Source organism: Hallella seregens ATCC 51272 (assembly GCF_000518545.1).
GTDB classification, from domain to species: domain Bacteria; phylum Bacteroidota; class Bacteroidia; order Bacteroidales; family Bacteroidaceae; genus Prevotella; species Prevotella seregens.
In genome coordinates this window covers 1-16,671 of sequence record NZ_JADU01000008.1, presented here as the reverse complement: position 1 = coordinate 16,671, position 16,671 = coordinate 1, and the positions used below count along the sequence as shown (strand labels likewise).

The following is a 16,671-nucleotide window of genomic DNA, read 5'->3' as shown; positions in this document are numbered from 1 at the left end:
GAGCTCGCCCGATTCTTCCCTGTCTGTATTTCGATTCTTCCACGATGTTTTGGAGTCAGTATTTCAGTATGAAATCTTTTTCCACCTGTTCACCAACAGGAGATATACCCATTCACGATTGGCCAGCAGAAGAAATAGGTCTGCTTTCTTCCGATGGGCCTTGCCTGCCGGGTAGAGCCCTTTCTTCCGAAAGATTTGTAACATGGCCCTAACTTCTGTCTTGGTATAGTCCAGCGGGAGCAGGCTGAAGAGGAAACCCGAAACAGAATAGTTCAGCCAAGCGCGATAGGCCGGGCAGAAGCGTCTGCCTTGGTACTTGCTGACGAGCTGTCCGAAATGACAGATGGTCTTCAGCGAGTTGTCTACATTGCGATGAATATTTTCCCTTGTCGGCTTGCGCATCACGGAATTCTGGTTGTCGTCACAATAGTGGTAAGCCATGATGTGGGTCGTTTTCACCCGTCTGAGCATGGGATAGAGCTGCATAAGGAACAGCCAGTCCTCCTGCGAGCAAAGGTCGGCCTCAAATCTAATGTGGTTTGTTTCTATTGCAGACCTCTTGATAATCTTGCTCCAAAGATAGCCGTCGAAACGCCCCTGCACTATGTAGTCTTCCCCGCTGCCTTCAAAACTGCCGTGGAGAGTTTCTTCGTCATGCAGCACCGTCATCATATCGGTGTCTGGTGCCTCGGCCAGTGCCAAACAGATCTGTGGAATGCAGCCTTCATGGACATAGTCGTCTGCATCCACAAACCAGACGTATTCGCCTTTTGCCTCCTGCAGAAGTCGATTCCGAGTCGCACCTACTCCCTCGTTGGGTTTGGAGTATGTCCGTATATTATCGTGCAGGTGTGAATATCGTTGTGCCAGGACAAGGGTGCCATCTGTAGAGCCGTCGTCAACAATGACGACTTCCGTCCCGGCCATGTCTTGCCCACAGATGGAGTCAAGGCATCTGGGCAGGAATTGCTCGGCATTGTAGGCCGGTATGAGTATGGAAAGGAGAGTCATGCCTTGTTGGTGTAATACTGCCCGCCGAACAACAAGCGGTCTATCCATTTGTAACGTGCAAAGAACCGTATGGTTGCCAAGCACAATATTGACATGAATACGGATACCCACAGGGTATGCCAAACTTCATGGCCCTGCCCCCAAGCTGTTATCGTTCCGGCTACATCTGCATATATTTCTATGATGAATATGGTCTGTATGATGTATACGCCCAAAGTATATTTGCCACAACAGGCCATCTTGGCAACAATACCATGGGGAGCATATTTCTCCACGTAATAGCATAGGCCGACACACATGAGGCTTCCAGCTGCAACCATTACAAATTTCGACAAAAGCAGCAGGGGTGTCGATGTTATGGATGCCATGGTGGGCAGGATTCCAAGCATAGTTACCATGTCTTTATGGCACAGAGCATAGAATGTGCTATATGCGGCAATGCTCACAAGTGTCAAGACCTTCATGTTGTCCATCAACCATTGAAACTTGCACTTCATGAAATAACCCATCCAAAAGAACGGGTACAGCCATGAGAATTGCAATGAGTAGGAATGCGGGATGGCCAGAATGGCAACATAGGACAGCACGAACAGCCAACCATCCTGCAACCGAGTCTGCTTCAAGACATAGAACAATACATAGTTGGCAAACAGCGTCTTGAGGAACCAGGAATTGCCTATGAGTTCTGTTCGGACAGCATTGAAAGTCAGTTCCCTGAACAGAGCGATGTATAATATGCACAGCAAGGTGCAACTCAGGCAAGGAACCAACAACTGGGCGAACTTCTTTCTCAGTACAGAGACAAAACCATATTGTAAGGAGGATGCAACAAAAAATCCGCTCAACAGCATAAACAGCGGCATGTGAAAAGTATAAATCCAATCGTGGATGCTGCGTGTATTGGCACTTTCACTGCCCGAACAGAGTATCACATGGCCCCATACGACCAGAAAGATGGCTGTGAGTTTTGCCAAATCCAGGAAACGTATCCTTGTCTTTTCCATGTCTTTTAGCCTTTTGGGGTGATTAACTCTGGTTGTGAGTAATGTCCAATATTCATCTTTAATTGTTTAGCCCCAGATGATACTTGGCGAAGTTGCGTACGGCTCGGACAAATCCCATAGTTTTCAGCAAGCTCCGATTAGAGCAGCTTAAAAGGATCTTGTCTGTAAACTTTAGTCGGTAACCTGTTCGCCGGACATCTGCCATGATTTGCTGCAAAAAGGGATGTTGCTTATCTGTCAAGTCTTCGGGCGATGCATAGGCCACACCGTACAGGCCATTGATGCGGCTTGAGAGGATGGCTTTCATGAAATGCTCCCGTTCGCGGGGGGAGGGGATTGAGTGCATGCGACATTCGTCGAACAGGGCCTCATGGGCAATGGAGGCCTTCTTGGTGTGTGACACGCTCGTCAGGTTGCGCCTGAAATGGTATACCCGCTCGAAAACAAAGTGGGGTGCCCGGCTCAGCGAAAACATTACGCGAATGTTCATGATCATGTCTTCTTCGCCATCTATGCCGCGTGGAAAGTCGAAGATCTCGTCAGAAAACAATGTCCGTCGGTAGAGCTTGGCCCAAGGAGTGGGTGGAAACAGTCTGCCCGTGATGGCGTTGCTCTTGCACTCTTCCAGCGTCAGCTCTTTCTTATGGATCGGCTTGTCAGGGAAACCTATCACCAAGTCGGTGCCGTCCGACACTGCATAGAGCTTTTGCAAAGCATCCATGGGTAGCGTGTCGTCATCATCGACGAAGACCACCCACTCTCCATGTGCCTCCCTTACGCCGTTTCGTCGGGTGTGGTTGATGCCTTGGTTTGTTTGGTGCACCACCCTGACCCTGCTGTCTTCCATTGCATATTGGTCGCATATCGCTCCACAGTTGTCGGGACTTTCGTCGTCTATCAGTATCAGTTCAAAGTCTTCAAATGTCTGGGCCAGTATGCTGTCAATGCATTCCCTGATATATTTCTCGCCGTTATAGACGGGAACCACTACGGATATTTTGGTGCTCATAACCAGTCAGATTATATTTATTTAGCTTTGTTCCACGCCCTGTCCCATCGTCTCCACACCAGCCGCCCCGGCTCTTTCCGAGATATTTCACGGGCAGGATTCCCAGCCACGGTTACGCCGTCGGGTATGTCTTTAACCACCACAGCCCCTGCGCCGATGGTCACCCCGTTGCCGATGGTCACATCTTCAACAATGCAGACTAATGGACCGATGTAAACATTGTTGCCGATATGGGCGGCCGTCATGTACATACTCCCGATGGAAGTAAATTGATATATGTCAACATTGTCACCAATTACCGCGGAAGCATTGATGACAACAGGGCCTCCATGCACAATGCGGCATCCGTATCCAATCTCCGTCGTGCGCTCGATCACGATATGGTGCTTCATGGCACAATACCTATACAGCATTCTGCTTATCCCGCCTAACAAGACATTACTGCATTTGGCCAGCCGGAACCAAAACAAGAAGCGGAAGCCAACGTCGAGAAAAGTGGCCGTCCACATGCGGATTAGGCCCGCGTCCTTTCGCTCCTTGAAGCGATAATAGTCGCTGCGTATATAGTCTAAGCATTCTTGGTATTGCATGTCTTTTTGCTGCCGGATAAGCACATGGCAATCAGGCCTTGATTATTTTTTCAACCCATTCATCAAAGTGCTTGCATTGCTTTCGTAATTCATCTATGCCAATTTTATTCGTAATATATTTACCTGTCGCAGGCTTGTTGTAACGGAAGTGGTGCTTGGGGTCTCCCTCAACAGCCTTAATGATGCGTTTGCTTGGAGCTGTGTCCGGATTGTCGTTTACGAGTTCAGGATTTCCTATATGCTCAACATGCTTGATTAATGCTTCGCAACGTTTTTCACATCCTGCATAAAGGTCAGATAGATGCTTTAATCCGCAAAGCACCAACGCTTCAAATTCATGCAACTGAATATAAGGAATAAACCTGCCATCATTCACAGCAGAGGAATATTCATTCTCCAAAGATGCTACCCGATTATATTTGTCCGCTATTCTTTGAGAATCATTATAACCCGGGAAATCGGCCGGCAATGCGTACAAATCAAACATCGTAGTAAATACATGGTGCTCATTCCCTCCGTCTTTCAACGTTAAAAGAGTCTCCAGATCTTTCTTGGCATGTTGATAAGTTACCATGCCGCCACGCGCATTCTTCTTCTTGTTTGTGGTTACAAGCACGCTCTTCACAGCTGTTGTTCCTTGCAATAGGAGGTATGGTTTCAGCACTTTCTCCACAAAGCCCAGCTCAGTCTGGCCTTCACAAAGCACATGCACTATCTTTGCTCTCATACCGGTCTGCCTCCAATGATGTTCTTGTCCCACATCTCACTTACAGAATATTTTTCCAGCCACAATGTGTAATCCTTGTTGTCCAGCTTGCTCACCACAGTATGCTCTTCTTCCATTTCCACCACCGAAATGTCATCAATGTTAAAATGGTCAACCAAATCCTTGCTTTGTGAAGCAATCAATACCTGAGTGTGGATGGAAGCATCCTTGATCATTTCGGCCAACTGTGATATAGCATATGGATGCAAGCCTAATTCCGGCTCATCCAGAATGAGGACTTTTGGCATGATTGTGGTGGGCTGCAGCAGCAATGTAGCCAAAGCGATAAAGCGAATCGAACCGTCCGAGAACTGATGCGCGTTAAAACGATAGTCAGTTGGCGACGTGTCTTTCCACCGTAAAGAAATCGTATTTCCAGAAGGTTCAAGGTAGAAATCCTCGAATTGGGGCATCACTTCTCTTACGTACTGGACAATTCGTTGATAAGAGTCGTGGTGATACTCTCTTAGATTCAGTAGGAAAGACGGCAGATTATTGCCATGCGACTGTAGATAATTTGCTGTTTCTATAGGACAGGCTTGGCGAAGCGGCCCTTCTGCCGATGAGTCATGAAACTGATACACCTTGCAAAAAGACAGTAAGCGATAGATGGAGTGAGCCACACTGTCCTTACTGTCCATCAATGATGACTCCTTGTAGTTGGGTTCAAGTGTTACCTCGTAAGGTTTATCCTTGCCTTTTTTCAGCCAAGTCACATGTTCTTCGCTTACGATCAGACGGTCTGGAACAGCGTTGGCCAAGGTGAAAGTATAGGTGTCTGTAGATTTTTCGTCCGAGAACTTAAGCACACCAGATATGGCAGGAGTATGCTTTGCACCATAATGAAGTATGCTGCTGGACGTACCAGCCATCTCTACATATTTTGCAAACGATCGGCTCATCATGTAGCTAAGCATCCGAAAGAACCCTACTATATTGCTTTTGCCGGCACCATTGGCACCAAGCAAGATGTTGATGTCATGCAAAGTTAAAGTAACGGGATGGTTATAAGCGATAGACTTGTATCCTCTGATGACGACTTCACTCAATTTGATATTTTTGTAGCTCATGATTTATTCTCTTTTCTCTTTGATGGAGAAGTCTTTGACGAACCCACGGTTGAGCATAATCATTTTTAGAACAACAACAACCAGCGTGTAAATCCACTTTCTGTGCTTGGAGAAGCCAAGAAGATAAAACAGCCGGTGATAGTCGTCGCGCTTGCCCATGAAAATGTCGTAGTCTTCTTTTACGCGGGGCAGGAGGATTTGACCCTCGGTATTTTGTAGTATTTTTAGTTCTTCATCTCCATAACTGCGTGTTGTGCAGCTGACCCCTGTCAGGTCAAACACAGAAACGATGCCACGCAGTTTCTGGTAGGAGGCGTTCATTTTGACAAGGGCATACATGAAGAACTCATGGTCGGCAATGATTTTAGACTGCTCGTTAAAGGGGTGTGCGACAAGCAAGGTGCGCCGCGTAAACGCAGCAGGGTGCGAGAGACTGCCCCGCATCATGAATGCCATTGTAACTTCTTCGGGTGCGGGAATCACTCTGTCGTCTCCTGTGGTCAAGTCGCCGCAAGCAATGTCTGCATGCACGTTTTGGGAAAAAACATGTTGCAAGACCTCCTGGCTGTAGAATGAGTCGCCCGAATTCAGGAACATGCAGTATTCTCCATGGGCGGCCTTTACCCCTTTGTTCATGGCATGGTAGATGCCATTGTCTTCTTCGCTCACCCAATAGGACACCTTGTCTTCATGTTCCTTGATAACCTCCACGCTGCCATCTGTGCTGCCACCGTCGATAATGATGTATTCAAAATCACCATAAGTCTGGGCAACCACGCTTTCGAGGGTTTTGCGTAGCCCGTCTCTGTTGTTGTAGTTAATGGTTATGACCGACAATTTCATCCCAGCTCCTTGATCCATTCAGATTTCAATTTCAAGTTAAGTATGTTCAAAACGAACTTGTTTGTGCTGAAAAACAGTTTCTTGAGCATGGGAACATTCTCTATTCCATTCATCATTTTTCGGTATGGGGACAAGCCCACGCAGTAGTCTTCATAGTCTTCCAGGACTCGCGGGGGCAGACACTGCTGCAGCTCTTCTTCCACTTCTTGCTGTCCCACGGCATGCTGCTTCTCGCTGAAACCGCCTCCCTCGAACCGGGCTATTGTCACGGGAATATGGGCATACGAGGCATTGTGGAACACCAAGGCTTGGAGAAACCATTTCCAGTCGGCGGCACTTCTCATGGTGTCGTCATACGGATGGGCTTTCAACAAGGGCGTGCTGATGAAGCTGGCCTGATGGTATAGCGTATGCTTATAAAAGGTCTTCATGGTCACTCGCTCGGGATTGGGGCAGATGTTGTCCTCGCCAAAACAAATGTCACCGCACACCACGTCGGTCCACTGGCCAGCCGTGACCACGTGGGCCAATGCCTCTGTGTCGTAGAATGTGTCGCCGGAATTCATGAAGATACAGTAATCGCCCTTTGCTGCCTTGATTCCTTTGTTCATGGCATGATAGATTCCGCGATCCTTTTCACTTGTCCAATAGGCTATGCCCTCCGCATTTTGCCTGATGGCTTCGATGCTGTTGTCGGTGCTCCCACCGTCGATGACGATGTATTCGTAGTCCCGGCAGGTTTGTGAAAGAACGCTGTCGATGGTTCTTTTCAACCCCGCCCCTTCATTGTAGTTGATGGTTATGATGCTGAACTTCATGCCTTGAACTTGCGATTACGGTTTGTCGGCCTCGTGATTGACGCTTGATGGTGTGGCGATAAGGGCCTGAACGCGCGACGATTGCGGCTTAATCCTGATGCGAATAGGGCTTTATGCTTACCATAGTGTACGGCGGATGATGGACAGCTTGTCTTTTGTGGTCAGCTCGCTGCGCTTTATGATGATTCGCAGACAGCTCATCTTTTGGGCCAAAGGCAAGTGCTTCATGGTGGAAATCAGGGTCAGCTTGTTGTATAAAGACAGGTAATCATCCACGTGGCGGGCCAGAAAACGGTTCCACTCTGTATCTCTTTCAATGGGCTGTAGATTGTCTTTCAGCCATTGTCCAAGTTTTAATCTTGCCTCCACTTTCTCGGGTGCGCATTTAGAATCGCTCGAGATATTGATGCTGCTCCACCGAAACCTCACCAAATGTTCCTGACTGTTCACCACGCCGTGCCCTGCCATCATGATGGCCGTGGCATCATCTGACGCCCATGCCTTGGGAAAATCGACGAAGCCTCCCTTGGCCATTAGGGCCTGTCGCTTAAAAATATAATGAGGTATGCCGCCTTTCATGCCATGCAGCATATGGTAGGCAAACTCGTCTTTCGTCAGGTACTCCTTGTAGCAACGGTCTATTTCCTTGATGGTTCCATGAGCATCTGTCTGCAGAATGCGGGCACGGAACAGCTCGACTTTGGGGTATTTCTCGATGAGAGGAACAAATGCAGAGAGGAATGTCGGCTCATAAAGGTCGTCGTCGGTAGCCAGCACCACATACTCTCCCGAAGCATATTGCAAACAGCGGTTCCATTGCCCGACAAGGTTTCGCCCGCCCAGGTTCTTTTCATTCCGATGATAGACGACACGGTTGTCCCGGAATTCCTTCATGATTTCTCCAAGCGGCTCCGGCGAGCAGTCGTCCACTACTATCAGTTCAAAGTTCCGATAGTCCTGCCGCAGGATGGATCTCACGGCCTCTGCAAGGTATCTGTCTTTCCAGGCGGGCAGGACAAATGAGAACTTTACCGAATGATGCTCTTGAGAATTTCGCATCGGTTCTGTTTTAATGCTGCCAAAGAAAACTGGGTTTGTACGCGGCAACGTGCCGTCTGCACGAAAGCGTTGGCCAAGGCAGAGTCCTGCAAACGCAGGATTCCGTCTACAAAAGTATCGGGGTCGTCGGCGATGAAGCACTCCTTGCCCGAGACAAAGGGCAGTCCCTCTGCGCCGACCTGTGTTGAGACAAACGGCACGCCGTTGGCCGCGGCCTCCAGTATCTTCATGCGGATGCCGCTTCCAATCCTGATGGGCACAATCATGACGGTGTTGGTCAAAGCCTCTTGCAAATGGTCCACGAAGCCCAGAAACTTTATGTTTTTGTATCGGCTGGCGAGGCTTGTCTTCGTCGTTTCATTCCAGTTGCCGATGATTTGGAACTGATATGCCGGATCTTTTTCGAGCAGACGGGGCCAGCATGCCGACAAAAACCACTGGATGCCTTTCTGGTTGGGGAGGTGAAACTCTGGGCCGACGAAAGAAACGGTCTTTTCCATCTTGGTGATCTCCTCGGCCTTTGGGGCTGTATTGACGATGGCAAACGAAGAGTGCACGGGTACGTTCACGCCCTCGCGGAGCAGTTTCTCCTTGTCGGTCTCCGACAAAGTGACGATGGCATCATATCTGTTCAGCAAGCCAATCTCCTGTATTTTGTTCAGTTCTACAGCCGCCCTCCGATAGAGATTCTCGCCGTAGGTCTTGAGTTCCAGCTCGTTTCTGACAAACCGAAGTTCGTGATGCACGAATACTTTCTTGACCGATTGCGGCAATCCGAGGACAATGGACATGACCCATGGCATCTCCACCTGCACGATGGATATGCTGTGTTTGCTGATGATTTCATGAACGTATCTGAGAAAATCTTCGGAGAAAACAGGTTCCACCGTCTTTTCTTCAAAGGGGTCTTGCACTCTCAGTCGGTCGCTTCCGGTCCGGTAGTACAGCGAGAGGGCAATCCTGTTTTTCAGGGGAAGGCGTGCGGACTTGACGGGCAAATACGGCAAAAGGGTGACATCCGGCCCAATCTCTTGCTCAAATTCGTGGAAATATTTCTCGCCCATCCGGCTTGTGAAGAGCACATAAACATGATACTCTTCCCTGATGGCCTGTATGCCATGAAAGATGGCCTGTGCACCGCCGTTGGTCAGCGGGTAAGGAATAAAAGGCTCAATCAGTAGGATATTTGGTTTGTTATCCATGGATCTTGCGCGACAACAGCAAATGGCCGACAAACCCTTTCATGCCCATGCCAAAGAAATAAAACAGGATAAAACTCGTGACAAACATGCAGGGCGCAAATGCCAGTGTCTGGAGCAACCAGTTCTTCCAGGACAAGGAGCCGTCTATGCCCGCATGCCCCGCAAGAAAACTGGAAAGAAAATATGCGGCAAGGAGCAAGGCTGTATAGTCGGCAACCAGCAACCAATACGTGTAGAAGCGGCGTTTCAGCCCTTTGGAGAATAGAAAATAGGGTTTCCAGACATTGACAATGAGTGCGAGCGAGGCCACCGGGCCGCACAGTACGCCGACCAATCCATACCTGCTGCCCAGCGCCATGGCTACCAACACGAAAATAATAGTTTCTGCAAACGGTGCCCATACATCGGAGAAGAGGCCGTAGCCATTGGAGAACTGCTCGTTGGTGCCTCGCGACATGTTGAAGAATGTCTGGATGCAGATGAGCAAAACCACCAGTTGCGACAGCATGTATTGCTTGCCCAGCCAAACGGAAATGAAATTGGAGGCAAGATAAAAAATGCAGCAACACAGTGAGCCGGCAATGTAATATCTGATACTGAGTAGCTCTTTATACATGCGGAAAATATGCTCCCGGTTTCCCTCGGCTATCAGACTGCCCACCCCGGCCCCCGTGCTGTCGAGCACACCGCCTATGAATCCTTTTACCTGTGTGGCCACAGACATGTAGTTGTTATAGAATGTTACAACGACCAGAGACACATAGCCATAGATCAGCAGAGGGGTAATTTGGAACTGTACGAAGCTGCCTATCTTGTGAATGAACAGCTGCCCGATATATTTCCCGATGGTGGGATATTTCTTGAACAGCTGCCTTCCTTTCTTGATTTCTGTGCGCAACCAAGGATAGACGGCATTCACCCTCCATTTTAAAACCAAGGCATAAGCAATGCCAAACAAGATTTCAATGACCAGATACAACACATAGTTGGCTGTATAGTAGGCAATGGCCATCTGTATGGAGGTCTTGACAAGCCCAATGATTTGGAAATACCCCGTTATCTCATACCCTCTTTGGTCAGCCCAAAGCAGATTCTGCTTGTAGTTGCAGAAATAACCCAGCAATGCAGAGAAGAGGAAAGAGAAGAAAGCTAAATAGATAATTTCCCAGGAAAAGCTGGTGTCTGGAAATATCATGGGCAGGAAACACGACAGCACCACGCCCCCAATGAGGATGAACAAGCCTATCATACGGTAGAGATAACCCAGCACACTGATAATCTCGTTGATGTCGTGGCGGTTCTTGTCGTAGATAGGTTTGTAGAGTACTACGCTGATGGCCTGTCCCACGCCAAGCTCCGCCAGGTTGAGGAAACCCAGCAGACTTGCCAGAGTGCTCGACAGCCCCAGGAATTCGGCCCCCAGATGGTCTATGAATATCTTTCTGGAAAAGAAAGTCATGAACAGTCCAAGCGTATAACATATCGTGTTGACCTTGGCGTTCAGCAGGCTTTTCTTGATTCTTGAATCGGCTTCCATTTCTTAGTTTTCCTGATGCGTGCTCTTGCCTCAGCCGTTTGGCTTCTTGTTTTTCCTGCCCAGCAGCAAGAGGGACAGTGCGTTGCTTGATCTCAACACGCGGGTGGCAAGGAGGGACAGCACGCAGATGATGCATGCGACGGCCGCTCCATATAGCAGCTGCGCTGTACTGGCCATGCTTCCGTGAAACGCGTCTTCCTGCATGCCGCGGATGACATACGCGCCTACTTGGGGTATGGAAATGACGAAATAAAAGTGCAGGATATAAACTTCGAGTGAGTGTCGCCCAAGGCCTTTCAGCCATTCCACAAACCTGCCGGATGTGAATCTGGACTTGAACAAGTAATGCGCACAGATGATGCCGCAGTAAGGCACAAGCAGATAAGCCGTTTGGGTAGCCCATTCGGTCTGGTTGGACGCATTTGTGATAAATGTGCCGCAGCAGAAAAGAACCAAAGCCACGGTGTAGCACCAATTGCTGTCGAGCAGTTTCTTCAACGAAAAATAGCGGCTGCAGAAGATGCCAAAGACAAAATATTGAAAGTGCAACATGTGTTCCGAGTCCCATAGCACGTCTACGATGTCCCCGCGGTGTTTCCACGACAATATCTTGATAACTTGTACCAGAACCATATAATAGGCGATGTCCACCCCCACAACAAGCCGCCGGTGCCCTTTCAGGCCTCGCTGCCTGACGAGCTCATAAGGCAGACTCATCAGGATGAAAATGAACAGGGTACGGAGAAACCAATATTTCGTGAAAGGTTCGCCGGTGATGGCCATGAACGTCAAGCCTGCCACGAAAAACGGTATTAAGAGCGTGTATGTCTTCCGCCATAGATAGCCGGGAAGCATGTTCGCAGCAAAAGGTCTGGATGGTGAGACCAGCAGACAGCCTGAAATCCAAAACAGCAGGGGCATGTGGAAACTGTAGATTACATGCCACCAAAGCAATACCGCCGGCGTATCCGTAGCTTCGGGCACGTAGAAACCTGCCCCATAGCTGTCGAACGACCATGCGATGACGTGCCCCATTACCACGAGGAACATGCCGAAGCCCTTGAGGGCGTCTATATATTCTACATGTTCCATACGTCCCATAGGGCTTGTTTCGCGGTGGCTTACCATTTCCCCACGCAGTAATTCAATGGATATTTCTTGAACACAAAGGCGCATCCTGCGGTACACGACCAGCATAGTAGCAGGAAAATGCCAAAATACAGCATGGAAAGCGTCTTGCCCTCTGGCGTCACCAGACCGCTCAACAACACGGCCACGCACTGCATGATGAGGAAATGGACGCAGTAGACAACCAGTGAGTTGCGGCCCATGTAAGCGACAATTTCAGCTCTTTTCAGATATACGGCAAGCTCTACAAGCAGTAGTGTTCCCGAGACGGAGAAAATAATGTAAGCGGGAATCTCGGCAATTGTCAGTGCAGAGGAGTCTGTATAGGCAACGGGATGTATCTTGGGGAAGAACTTTGAAACAAGAATCAGGGGAATGTAACAGAAGCCAATTCCCCTGGCGTGCCCTTTCATCCAAGTGTGTCTCTTCATGCAATCGCCTATCCAAAGGAAGATTGCTAGGCACATGGCATTGCGATAATGGAAGTAATTGTGGAAGTGCGCGGGGTCTTCCGCTTCCTGATGAATGTGGTTCAGCACGACTCCCATGACAAGGATGGCAAGCAGTGCCCCTCCTCGTAAAAGGTCGTTGGTCGTAGTGCGGTGCACGGCCCAGTAAATGAATCGGGCTATAAACATGGCCGACAGGAACCAGAGCGTCTCGACCAGAAAGAAATACCGCTCGCCTCCTACGGTCAGCGTCCAGAAATCGTCCCCGAACAGTGCACTCTCTGCTGCTTTGGTGAGGATACCAAAAAACAGGAAAGGAACCAGCAGACCCTTGAGGTTGCCGACGGAGAAAGCACGGAATGGCTTGTCAAAATGCGAGGTGTAGCCGGACAGCATGAAGAAAGCCTGCATGAAGAAACCGTCATACAAGAATAGTCTCATTGCTTGGGTAGCACACAAAGGGGTAGTCGTAGCCCATTTTGTGCAAGGCCATGGGTACATGAACCACTATAACCAGCATGATGAGGAGACCCTTGGCCACATCTATCTCTTGAAATCTCTTCATTATAAGTATCTATAAAACAGATGGGCCATGTCGTAGCCGTCGGTAAAGTGCTTGCTGCGCATTTGCGGTATGGCGTGATAGCGGGTGTGGCTTATGGACAAATCAATGTCATGAAAGAAGTGGCAGTCGCCCAACCTTAGAAATTCTTCTATCTCTTCCTTTGCCATTTTCTCGTTTCCTTCGTAAATACATACGCAGTCGTCCATATTTACCCTTTTGCACCGCCGTTCCCACTTTTCCTTTGCAACGGCTGGCGATAGGTAATGCATGAAATGAAGCTCTATGTCTTGGCTGCCCATCGGGATAAATCCGATAGGGTAATCTCTTCCCTTGCCGTCGTATTTTGAGACATTTCGGAAAGAAATTTCTTTTTTAACAGCCTCTCCGAGGCACTTCACAAAAAGGAAATAATCCGGCCAATACATAAACATTCCTATCGTTGGAGACCGATACGCCAAATGCAAATCTTGCGAAATTCTGCTGCCAAAGCAGTTGTTGCAGATGATGCTGGTCTGGTTTGTGAACCGTTTGGCAAGGTGTCTTCTGTGCAACCACCGGTTCAAGTTGCACCACTGTACATGCCCGTGCAGCCTCAAGCGGGCAAGGATACCTGTGGATTGGGCATAAAAGGCAAAGGTCTCTCGCCGATTCAAAAGGGGTATCATCCATGTTGTTGCCCACGAATGGGTTTTCCCGTAGACGGGATACAGCGACCTTCCCTTGGCGTCTTCAAGAAGCTGTTGCAGGAACGCATAGGGATAACGCCCTCTGAAATATAGCAGCAGCAGGGAAATCATGATGGAGTTGCAATGCTGATGATAGAAAGCTTTGAGTGTGCCAGACAGCGCAGCCGTCTCGGCAAACCTTTTCATGTTGGCCGCCACACTCAGTTCGTCAAGCAGGGATTTCCTCAGCGTGCCTGAGTCTTTGCTCCGGCTTGAAGAGTTTTCGTTTCTGAAATAGGCATAAACGAGGTGCCCTGTAAACATGATGCGTTCTGCAAAGGCGTATGCCCGGCTGTTGAAATCAACATCCTCGTGTACTATGCCAACCGAAAAGAACAGGTTGTTTTGTTGAATGAACTCCATCTTGTACAGGTTGGCGCATGCAGACGAGATGGAGACATGCTGCAACAGGGCTTGCTCTCCGGTGTATATCTTGTCTGTGTCGAATGGCTGAACCATATCCTCATACCAGCTGCCATCGACCTTCATCGTCTTGAACCGGTATGCACACATATCCAAGTCATGTTGCACCGCACAGCCATAGACCTTGTCCAGCACGTTGGGCAGCAAGTAATCGTCGGAATCAACGAACATGACATATTGCCCCGAGGCATGTCTCAATCCTGTATTTCTTGCAGCACTTTGCCCTCCATTTTCCTGATGAATGAGCTGCAGGGAATGGTGTTTGGCGGCCAAGGCTTCCGCTATTGCCCGGCTGTTGTCCGTGGATCCGTCGTCTACCATGATGATTTCCATATCCTCTTCTGCCATGCCTTGGCAAAAAATGGAGTCAATGCAGCGTTCCAAGTACTCTTCTACATTGTATATGGGGACGATGATGCTTATTTTTTTTTCATTCATAAGAGGCGGTTGTGATGCAATCTGCCATGTCGGTACTAGGTTCCTTCTTCCTCGAACATCTCCATTGCCCGGGCCACCACGGGCGCCATGTCGTAATATTTGTATTCGGCCAGCCGGCCGCCGAAGAGGCAGGAAGGGGAGGGGGCAGGACGGGTCAGGGTGGCGGGGTAGCCGTCGGCCAGCGCCTTGTACTTCTTGTACAGGGTGTTGTTGGCGTCATCGTTCACCGGATAGTAGGGTTCCAAGCCGGGTTGCCACTCCGTGGCGTATTCGCGGGAGATGACGGTGCGGGGGCATGCGTCCACTTGGGGGCCGAACATCTCGAAGTGCTTGTGCTCGATAATGCGGGTATAGGGCACGCGGGCCTCGGTGTAGTTGACGACGGCACAGCCCTGATAGTTGGGCGTGTCGAGGGTTTCGGTCTCGAAACGCACGGTGCGGTAGGCCAGCCGGCCGTAGCGGTAGCTGAAGAACTGGTCGATGGGGCCGGTGTAGACCAGTCTGTGGGCCAGTGTGGGCCAGGCCTCTTGGAGGGTCTGCTGTGGGCCGACGGGGTGTCCGGCTTGCTGCAGCAGGGCGGCGAGGGCTGTCGGGCCGGCCCCGCCATGCCCGAGGCCGTGGGCGGAGCCGCCGGCGTCGGACGCGTGGGCGTGCGCCCGATCTCTATTGTCTGCGGGGCCGATCGGGGCGAAGAAGTCTACGCCCGTCAGGGTTTCGACGCCCTTGAACAGCCCGTCGATCAGGCGGTTGTAGCCGCCGACGGGAATGCCTTGGTAGGCATCGTCGAAATAATTGTTATCGAACACCATCCGCACGGGCAGCCGCTTGATGATGAAGGCGGGCAGCTCGGTGCAGGGGCGGCCCCACTGTTTCTCGGTGTAGCCCTTGACGAGCCGCTCGTAGATGTCGCGGCCGACGAGCGCCAAGGCCTGTTCTTCCAGATTGCGCGGCTCGCCGACACCCCCGGCTGCCATCCGTGCGACGGCCTCGGCCCGTTGTTCGCGGAGCTTGGCCTCGGCTTCGGCGGGTGTGGTGACACCCCACATCTGGTGGAAGGTGTTCATGTTGAAGGGCAGGTTGTAGAGCCGCCCCTCGTAGTTGGCCACGGGGCAGTTGGTGTAGCGGTTGAAGGGGGTGATGCCGTTCACGAAGTCCCACACCCGCTTGTCGCTGGTGTGGAAGATGTGCGCGCCGTACTGGTGCACGTGAATGCCCTCCATCTCCAGACAATGGACGTTGCCGCCGAGGTGCGGCCGACGGTCGATCACCAGACACCGCTTGCCTGCCTTGCGGGCCAGATGGGCAAAGGTGGCACCGAACAAGCCAGAGCCAACAATGAGATAGTCGTACTTCAAAGGGTTGATGAGGAGAGGGGGCTGTTTATATATTATAATAAGGTGTAGGCGTTCTGACAATTCTGTCTGGGACATATCTTTCCCTCCTCCGTCTGTCTGACCGCAGATGGAGTGAGGGCCAAAAGGGCCCGGGGCTGAAAGTGTCGTCCGCTTTTGAGCTGGCCGATGGGACAAGCCGTCGGCGGGATGCGCAGGGCGCCGCCCCTTGGCTGGCCGCTGCTTGCGTGGCCATGCTCGCAGATTGTCAGTAACAGTCTAAATTATGTATGCGTTTGCAAAAATACGAAAAAAATCCAAGGTGGCAACATTATCTGGATTAAATTCGATGGAAGGGACGGCAATTCGTTGCCGCAGCGTTGTTCTGGCGGTCTTTTCGGCCCCGTGACGCGTGCGTGTGGAGCACCTTGCGGGCCTCTTTCCCCATGCCGCCGCTAAAATACTGCACGTGTGTGTTTGGTAACGGCCACTCCTGGCATGAGCACGAGAGTTGTTGTTGCGGTCATTGTCTCTCGCATGCCCAGTCGCCCACGGTACCGGTCTGGCTGCTGAAGGTGCAGCCGATGCAGTAGACGGGCCTGGGGTCCTGGGCGTACTCGCGGGCATAGCCCTTTTCCTCGATCTGGCGGATGGCCTCGGCGGCGGGCCGGTCGAGCTTGTACTCGAAGATGTAGACGAAGCG

The 16,671-nt window shown here is 50.4% G+C and carries 17 protein-coding genes; all 17 read right to left on the bottom strand.

Features of this window, described 5'->3' with window-relative positions; all coding sequences use genetic code 11:
• Window positions 1–63 precede the first annotated feature (63 nt).
• Entirely contained in the window at window positions 64–1,011 is a 948-nt protein-coding gene (locus tag L888_RS0103080) for a glycosyltransferase family 2 protein (RefSeq protein ID WP_027951832.1), read from the bottom strand.
• The gene (locus L888_RS0103075) at window positions 1,008–2,015 is read right to left on the bottom strand and encodes an acyltransferase family protein (protein WP_027951831.1); all 1,008 of its coding nucleotides are present in this window, start codon (window positions 2,013–2,015) and stop codon (window positions 1,008–1,010) included. Before L888_RS0103075 ends, L888_RS0103080 begins: the two co-directional genes overlap by 4 nt.
• Before the next feature lie 58 nt (window positions 2,016–2,073).
• On the bottom strand, window positions 2,074–3,024 hold the full coding sequence (locus L888_RS0103070; RefSeq protein WP_027951830.1) for a glycosyltransferase family 2 protein: 951 nt from the start codon (window positions 3,022–3,024) through the stop codon (window positions 2,074–2,076).
• A 17-nt stretch (window positions 3,025–3,041) separates the two neighbouring features.
• The gene (locus tag L888_RS0103065; protein ID WP_027951829.1) at window positions 3,042–3,614 is read right to left on the bottom strand and encodes a serine O-acetyltransferase; all 573 of its coding nucleotides are present in this window, start codon (window positions 3,612–3,614) and stop codon (window positions 3,042–3,044) included.
• 31 nt (window positions 3,615–3,645) lie between these two features.
• A complete protein-coding gene (locus L888_RS0103060; RefSeq protein WP_027951828.1) occupies window positions 3,646–4,341 on the bottom strand; it encodes a DUF4276 family protein in 696 nt (231 codons plus the stop codon).
• A complete protein-coding gene (locus L888_RS0103055; protein WP_027951827.1) occupies window positions 4,338–5,450 on the bottom strand; it encodes an AAA family ATPase in 1,113 nt (370 codons plus the stop codon). Before L888_RS0103055 ends, L888_RS0103060 begins: the two co-directional genes overlap by 4 nt.
• 3 nt (window positions 5,451–5,453) lie before the next feature.
• Window positions 5,454–6,311 carry a glycosyltransferase family 2 protein gene (locus L888_RS13325; protein WP_052323270.1) on the bottom strand — a complete coding sequence of 286 codons (858 nt, stop codon included), beginning with the start codon at window positions 6,309–6,311 and terminating at the stop codon, window positions 5,454–5,456.
• Window positions 6,290–7,111, bottom strand: coding sequence for a glycosyltransferase family 2 protein (locus tag L888_RS0103045; protein ID WP_027951826.1), 822 nt, complete (start codon window positions 7,109–7,111; stop codon window positions 6,290–6,292). The genes L888_RS13325 and L888_RS0103045 overlap by 22 nt, the downstream gene beginning before the upstream one ends.
• 117 nt (window positions 7,112–7,228) lie before the next feature.
• Window positions 7,229–8,170 (bottom strand): glycosyltransferase family 2 protein, encoded by a 942-nt coding sequence (locus tag L888_RS0103040; protein WP_027951825.1) that lies wholly within the window; start codon window positions 8,168–8,170, stop codon window positions 7,229–7,231.
• Window positions 8,140–9,372 carry a glycosyltransferase gene (locus L888_RS0103035; RefSeq protein ID WP_027951824.1) on the bottom strand — a complete coding sequence of 411 codons (1,233 nt, stop codon included), beginning with the start codon at window positions 9,370–9,372 and terminating at the stop codon, window positions 8,140–8,142. The genes L888_RS0103040 and L888_RS0103035 overlap by 31 nt, the downstream gene beginning before the upstream one ends.
• A complete protein-coding gene (locus L888_RS0103030; protein ID WP_027951823.1) occupies window positions 9,365–10,909 on the bottom strand; it encodes a lipopolysaccharide biosynthesis protein in 1,545 nt (514 codons plus the stop codon). The genes L888_RS0103035 and L888_RS0103030 overlap by 8 nt, the downstream gene beginning before the upstream one ends.
• Before the next feature lie 30 nt (window positions 10,910–10,939).
• Window positions 10,940–12,001: an acyltransferase family protein gene (locus L888_RS0103025; RefSeq protein ID WP_245594807.1), complete on the bottom strand. Its 1,062-nt coding sequence runs from the start codon at window positions 11,999–12,001 to the stop codon at window positions 10,940–10,942.
• A 29-nt stretch (window positions 12,002–12,030) separates the two neighbouring features.
• Window positions 12,031–12,927, bottom strand: coding sequence for an acyltransferase family protein (locus L888_RS13320; RefSeq protein WP_245594806.1), 897 nt, complete (start codon window positions 12,925–12,927; stop codon window positions 12,031–12,033).
• Window positions 12,908–13,051 carry a hypothetical protein gene (locus L888_RS14815; RefSeq protein WP_245594805.1) on the bottom strand — a complete coding sequence of 48 codons (144 nt, stop codon included), beginning with the start codon at window positions 13,049–13,051 and terminating at the stop codon, window positions 12,908–12,910. The genes L888_RS13320 and L888_RS14815 overlap by 20 nt, the downstream gene beginning before the upstream one ends.
• On the bottom strand, window positions 13,051–14,637 hold the full coding sequence (locus L888_RS0103015; protein WP_027951821.1) for a glycosyltransferase: 1,587 nt from the start codon (window positions 14,635–14,637) through the stop codon (window positions 13,051–13,053). Before L888_RS0103015 ends, L888_RS14815 begins: the two co-directional genes overlap by 1 nt.
• A 35-nt stretch (window positions 14,638–14,672) precedes the next feature.
• Complete coding sequence (locus L888_RS0103010) at window positions 14,673–16,067, bottom strand: UDP-galactopyranose/dTDP-fucopyranose mutase family protein (RefSeq protein WP_044248515.1); 1,395 nt, start codon at window positions 16,065–16,067, stop codon at window positions 14,673–14,675.
• 424 nt (window positions 16,068–16,491) lie between these two features.
• The coding region (locus L888_RS13315; protein WP_044248512.1) for a PD-(D/E)XK nuclease domain-containing protein at window positions 16,492–16,671 on the bottom strand (180 nt) is incomplete at its 5' end.

Coding starts and splice junctions, on each gene's coding strand:
- L888_RS0103080 (WP_027951832.1), bottom strand. CDS start 1,011: ATGACTCTCCTTTCCATACTCATACCGGCCTACAATGCCGAGCAATTC.
- L888_RS0103075 (WP_027951831.1), bottom strand. CDS start 2,015: ATGGAAAAGACAAGGATACGTTTCCTGGATTTGGCAAAACTCACAGCC.
- L888_RS0103070 (WP_027951830.1), bottom strand. CDS start 3,024: ATGAGCACCAAAATATCCGTAGTGGTTCCCGTCTATAACGGCGAGAAA.
- L888_RS0103065 (WP_027951829.1), bottom strand. CDS start 3,614: ATGCAATACCAAGAATGCTTAGACTATATACGCAGCGACTATTATCGC.
- L888_RS0103060 (WP_027951828.1), bottom strand. CDS start 4,341: ATGAGAGCAAAGATAGTGCATGTGCTTTGTGAAGGCCAGACTGAGCTG.
- L888_RS0103055 (WP_027951827.1), bottom strand. CDS start 5,450: ATGAGCTACAAAAATATCAAATTGAGTGAAGTCGTCATCAGAGGATAC.
- L888_RS13325 (WP_052323270.1), bottom strand. CDS start 6,311: ATGGATCAAGGAGCTGGGATGAAATTGTCGGTCATAACCATTAACTAC.
- L888_RS0103045 (WP_027951826.1), bottom strand. CDS start 7,111: ATGAAGTTCAGCATCATAACCATCAACTACAATGAAGGGGCGGGGTTG.
- L888_RS0103040 (WP_027951825.1), bottom strand. CDS start 8,170: ATGCGAAATTCTCAAGAGCATCATTCGGTAAAGTTCTCATTTGTCCTG.
- L888_RS0103035 (WP_027951824.1), bottom strand. CDS start 9,372: ATGGATAACAAACCAAATATCCTACTGATTGAGCCTTTTATTCCTTAC.
- L888_RS0103030 (WP_027951823.1), bottom strand. CDS start 10,909: ATGGAAGCCGATTCAAGAATCAAGAAAAGCCTGCTGAACGCCAAGGTC.
- L888_RS0103025 (WP_245594807.1), bottom strand. CDS start 12,001: ATGGAACATGTAGAATATATAGACGCCCTCAAGGGCTTCGGCATGTTC.
- L888_RS13320 (WP_245594806.1), bottom strand. CDS start 12,927: ATGAGACTATTCTTGTATGACGGTTTCTTCATGCAGGCTTTCTTCATG.
- L888_RS14815 (WP_245594805.1), bottom strand. CDS start 13,051: ATGAAGAGATTTCAAGAGATAGATGTGGCCAAGGGTCTCCTCATCATG.
- L888_RS0103015 (WP_027951821.1), bottom strand. CDS start 14,637: ATGAATGAAAAAAAAATAAGCATCATCGTCCCCATATACAATGTAGAA.
- L888_RS0103010 (WP_044248515.1), bottom strand. CDS start 16,067: ATGTCCCAGACAGAATTGTCAGAACGCCTACACCTTATTATAATATAT.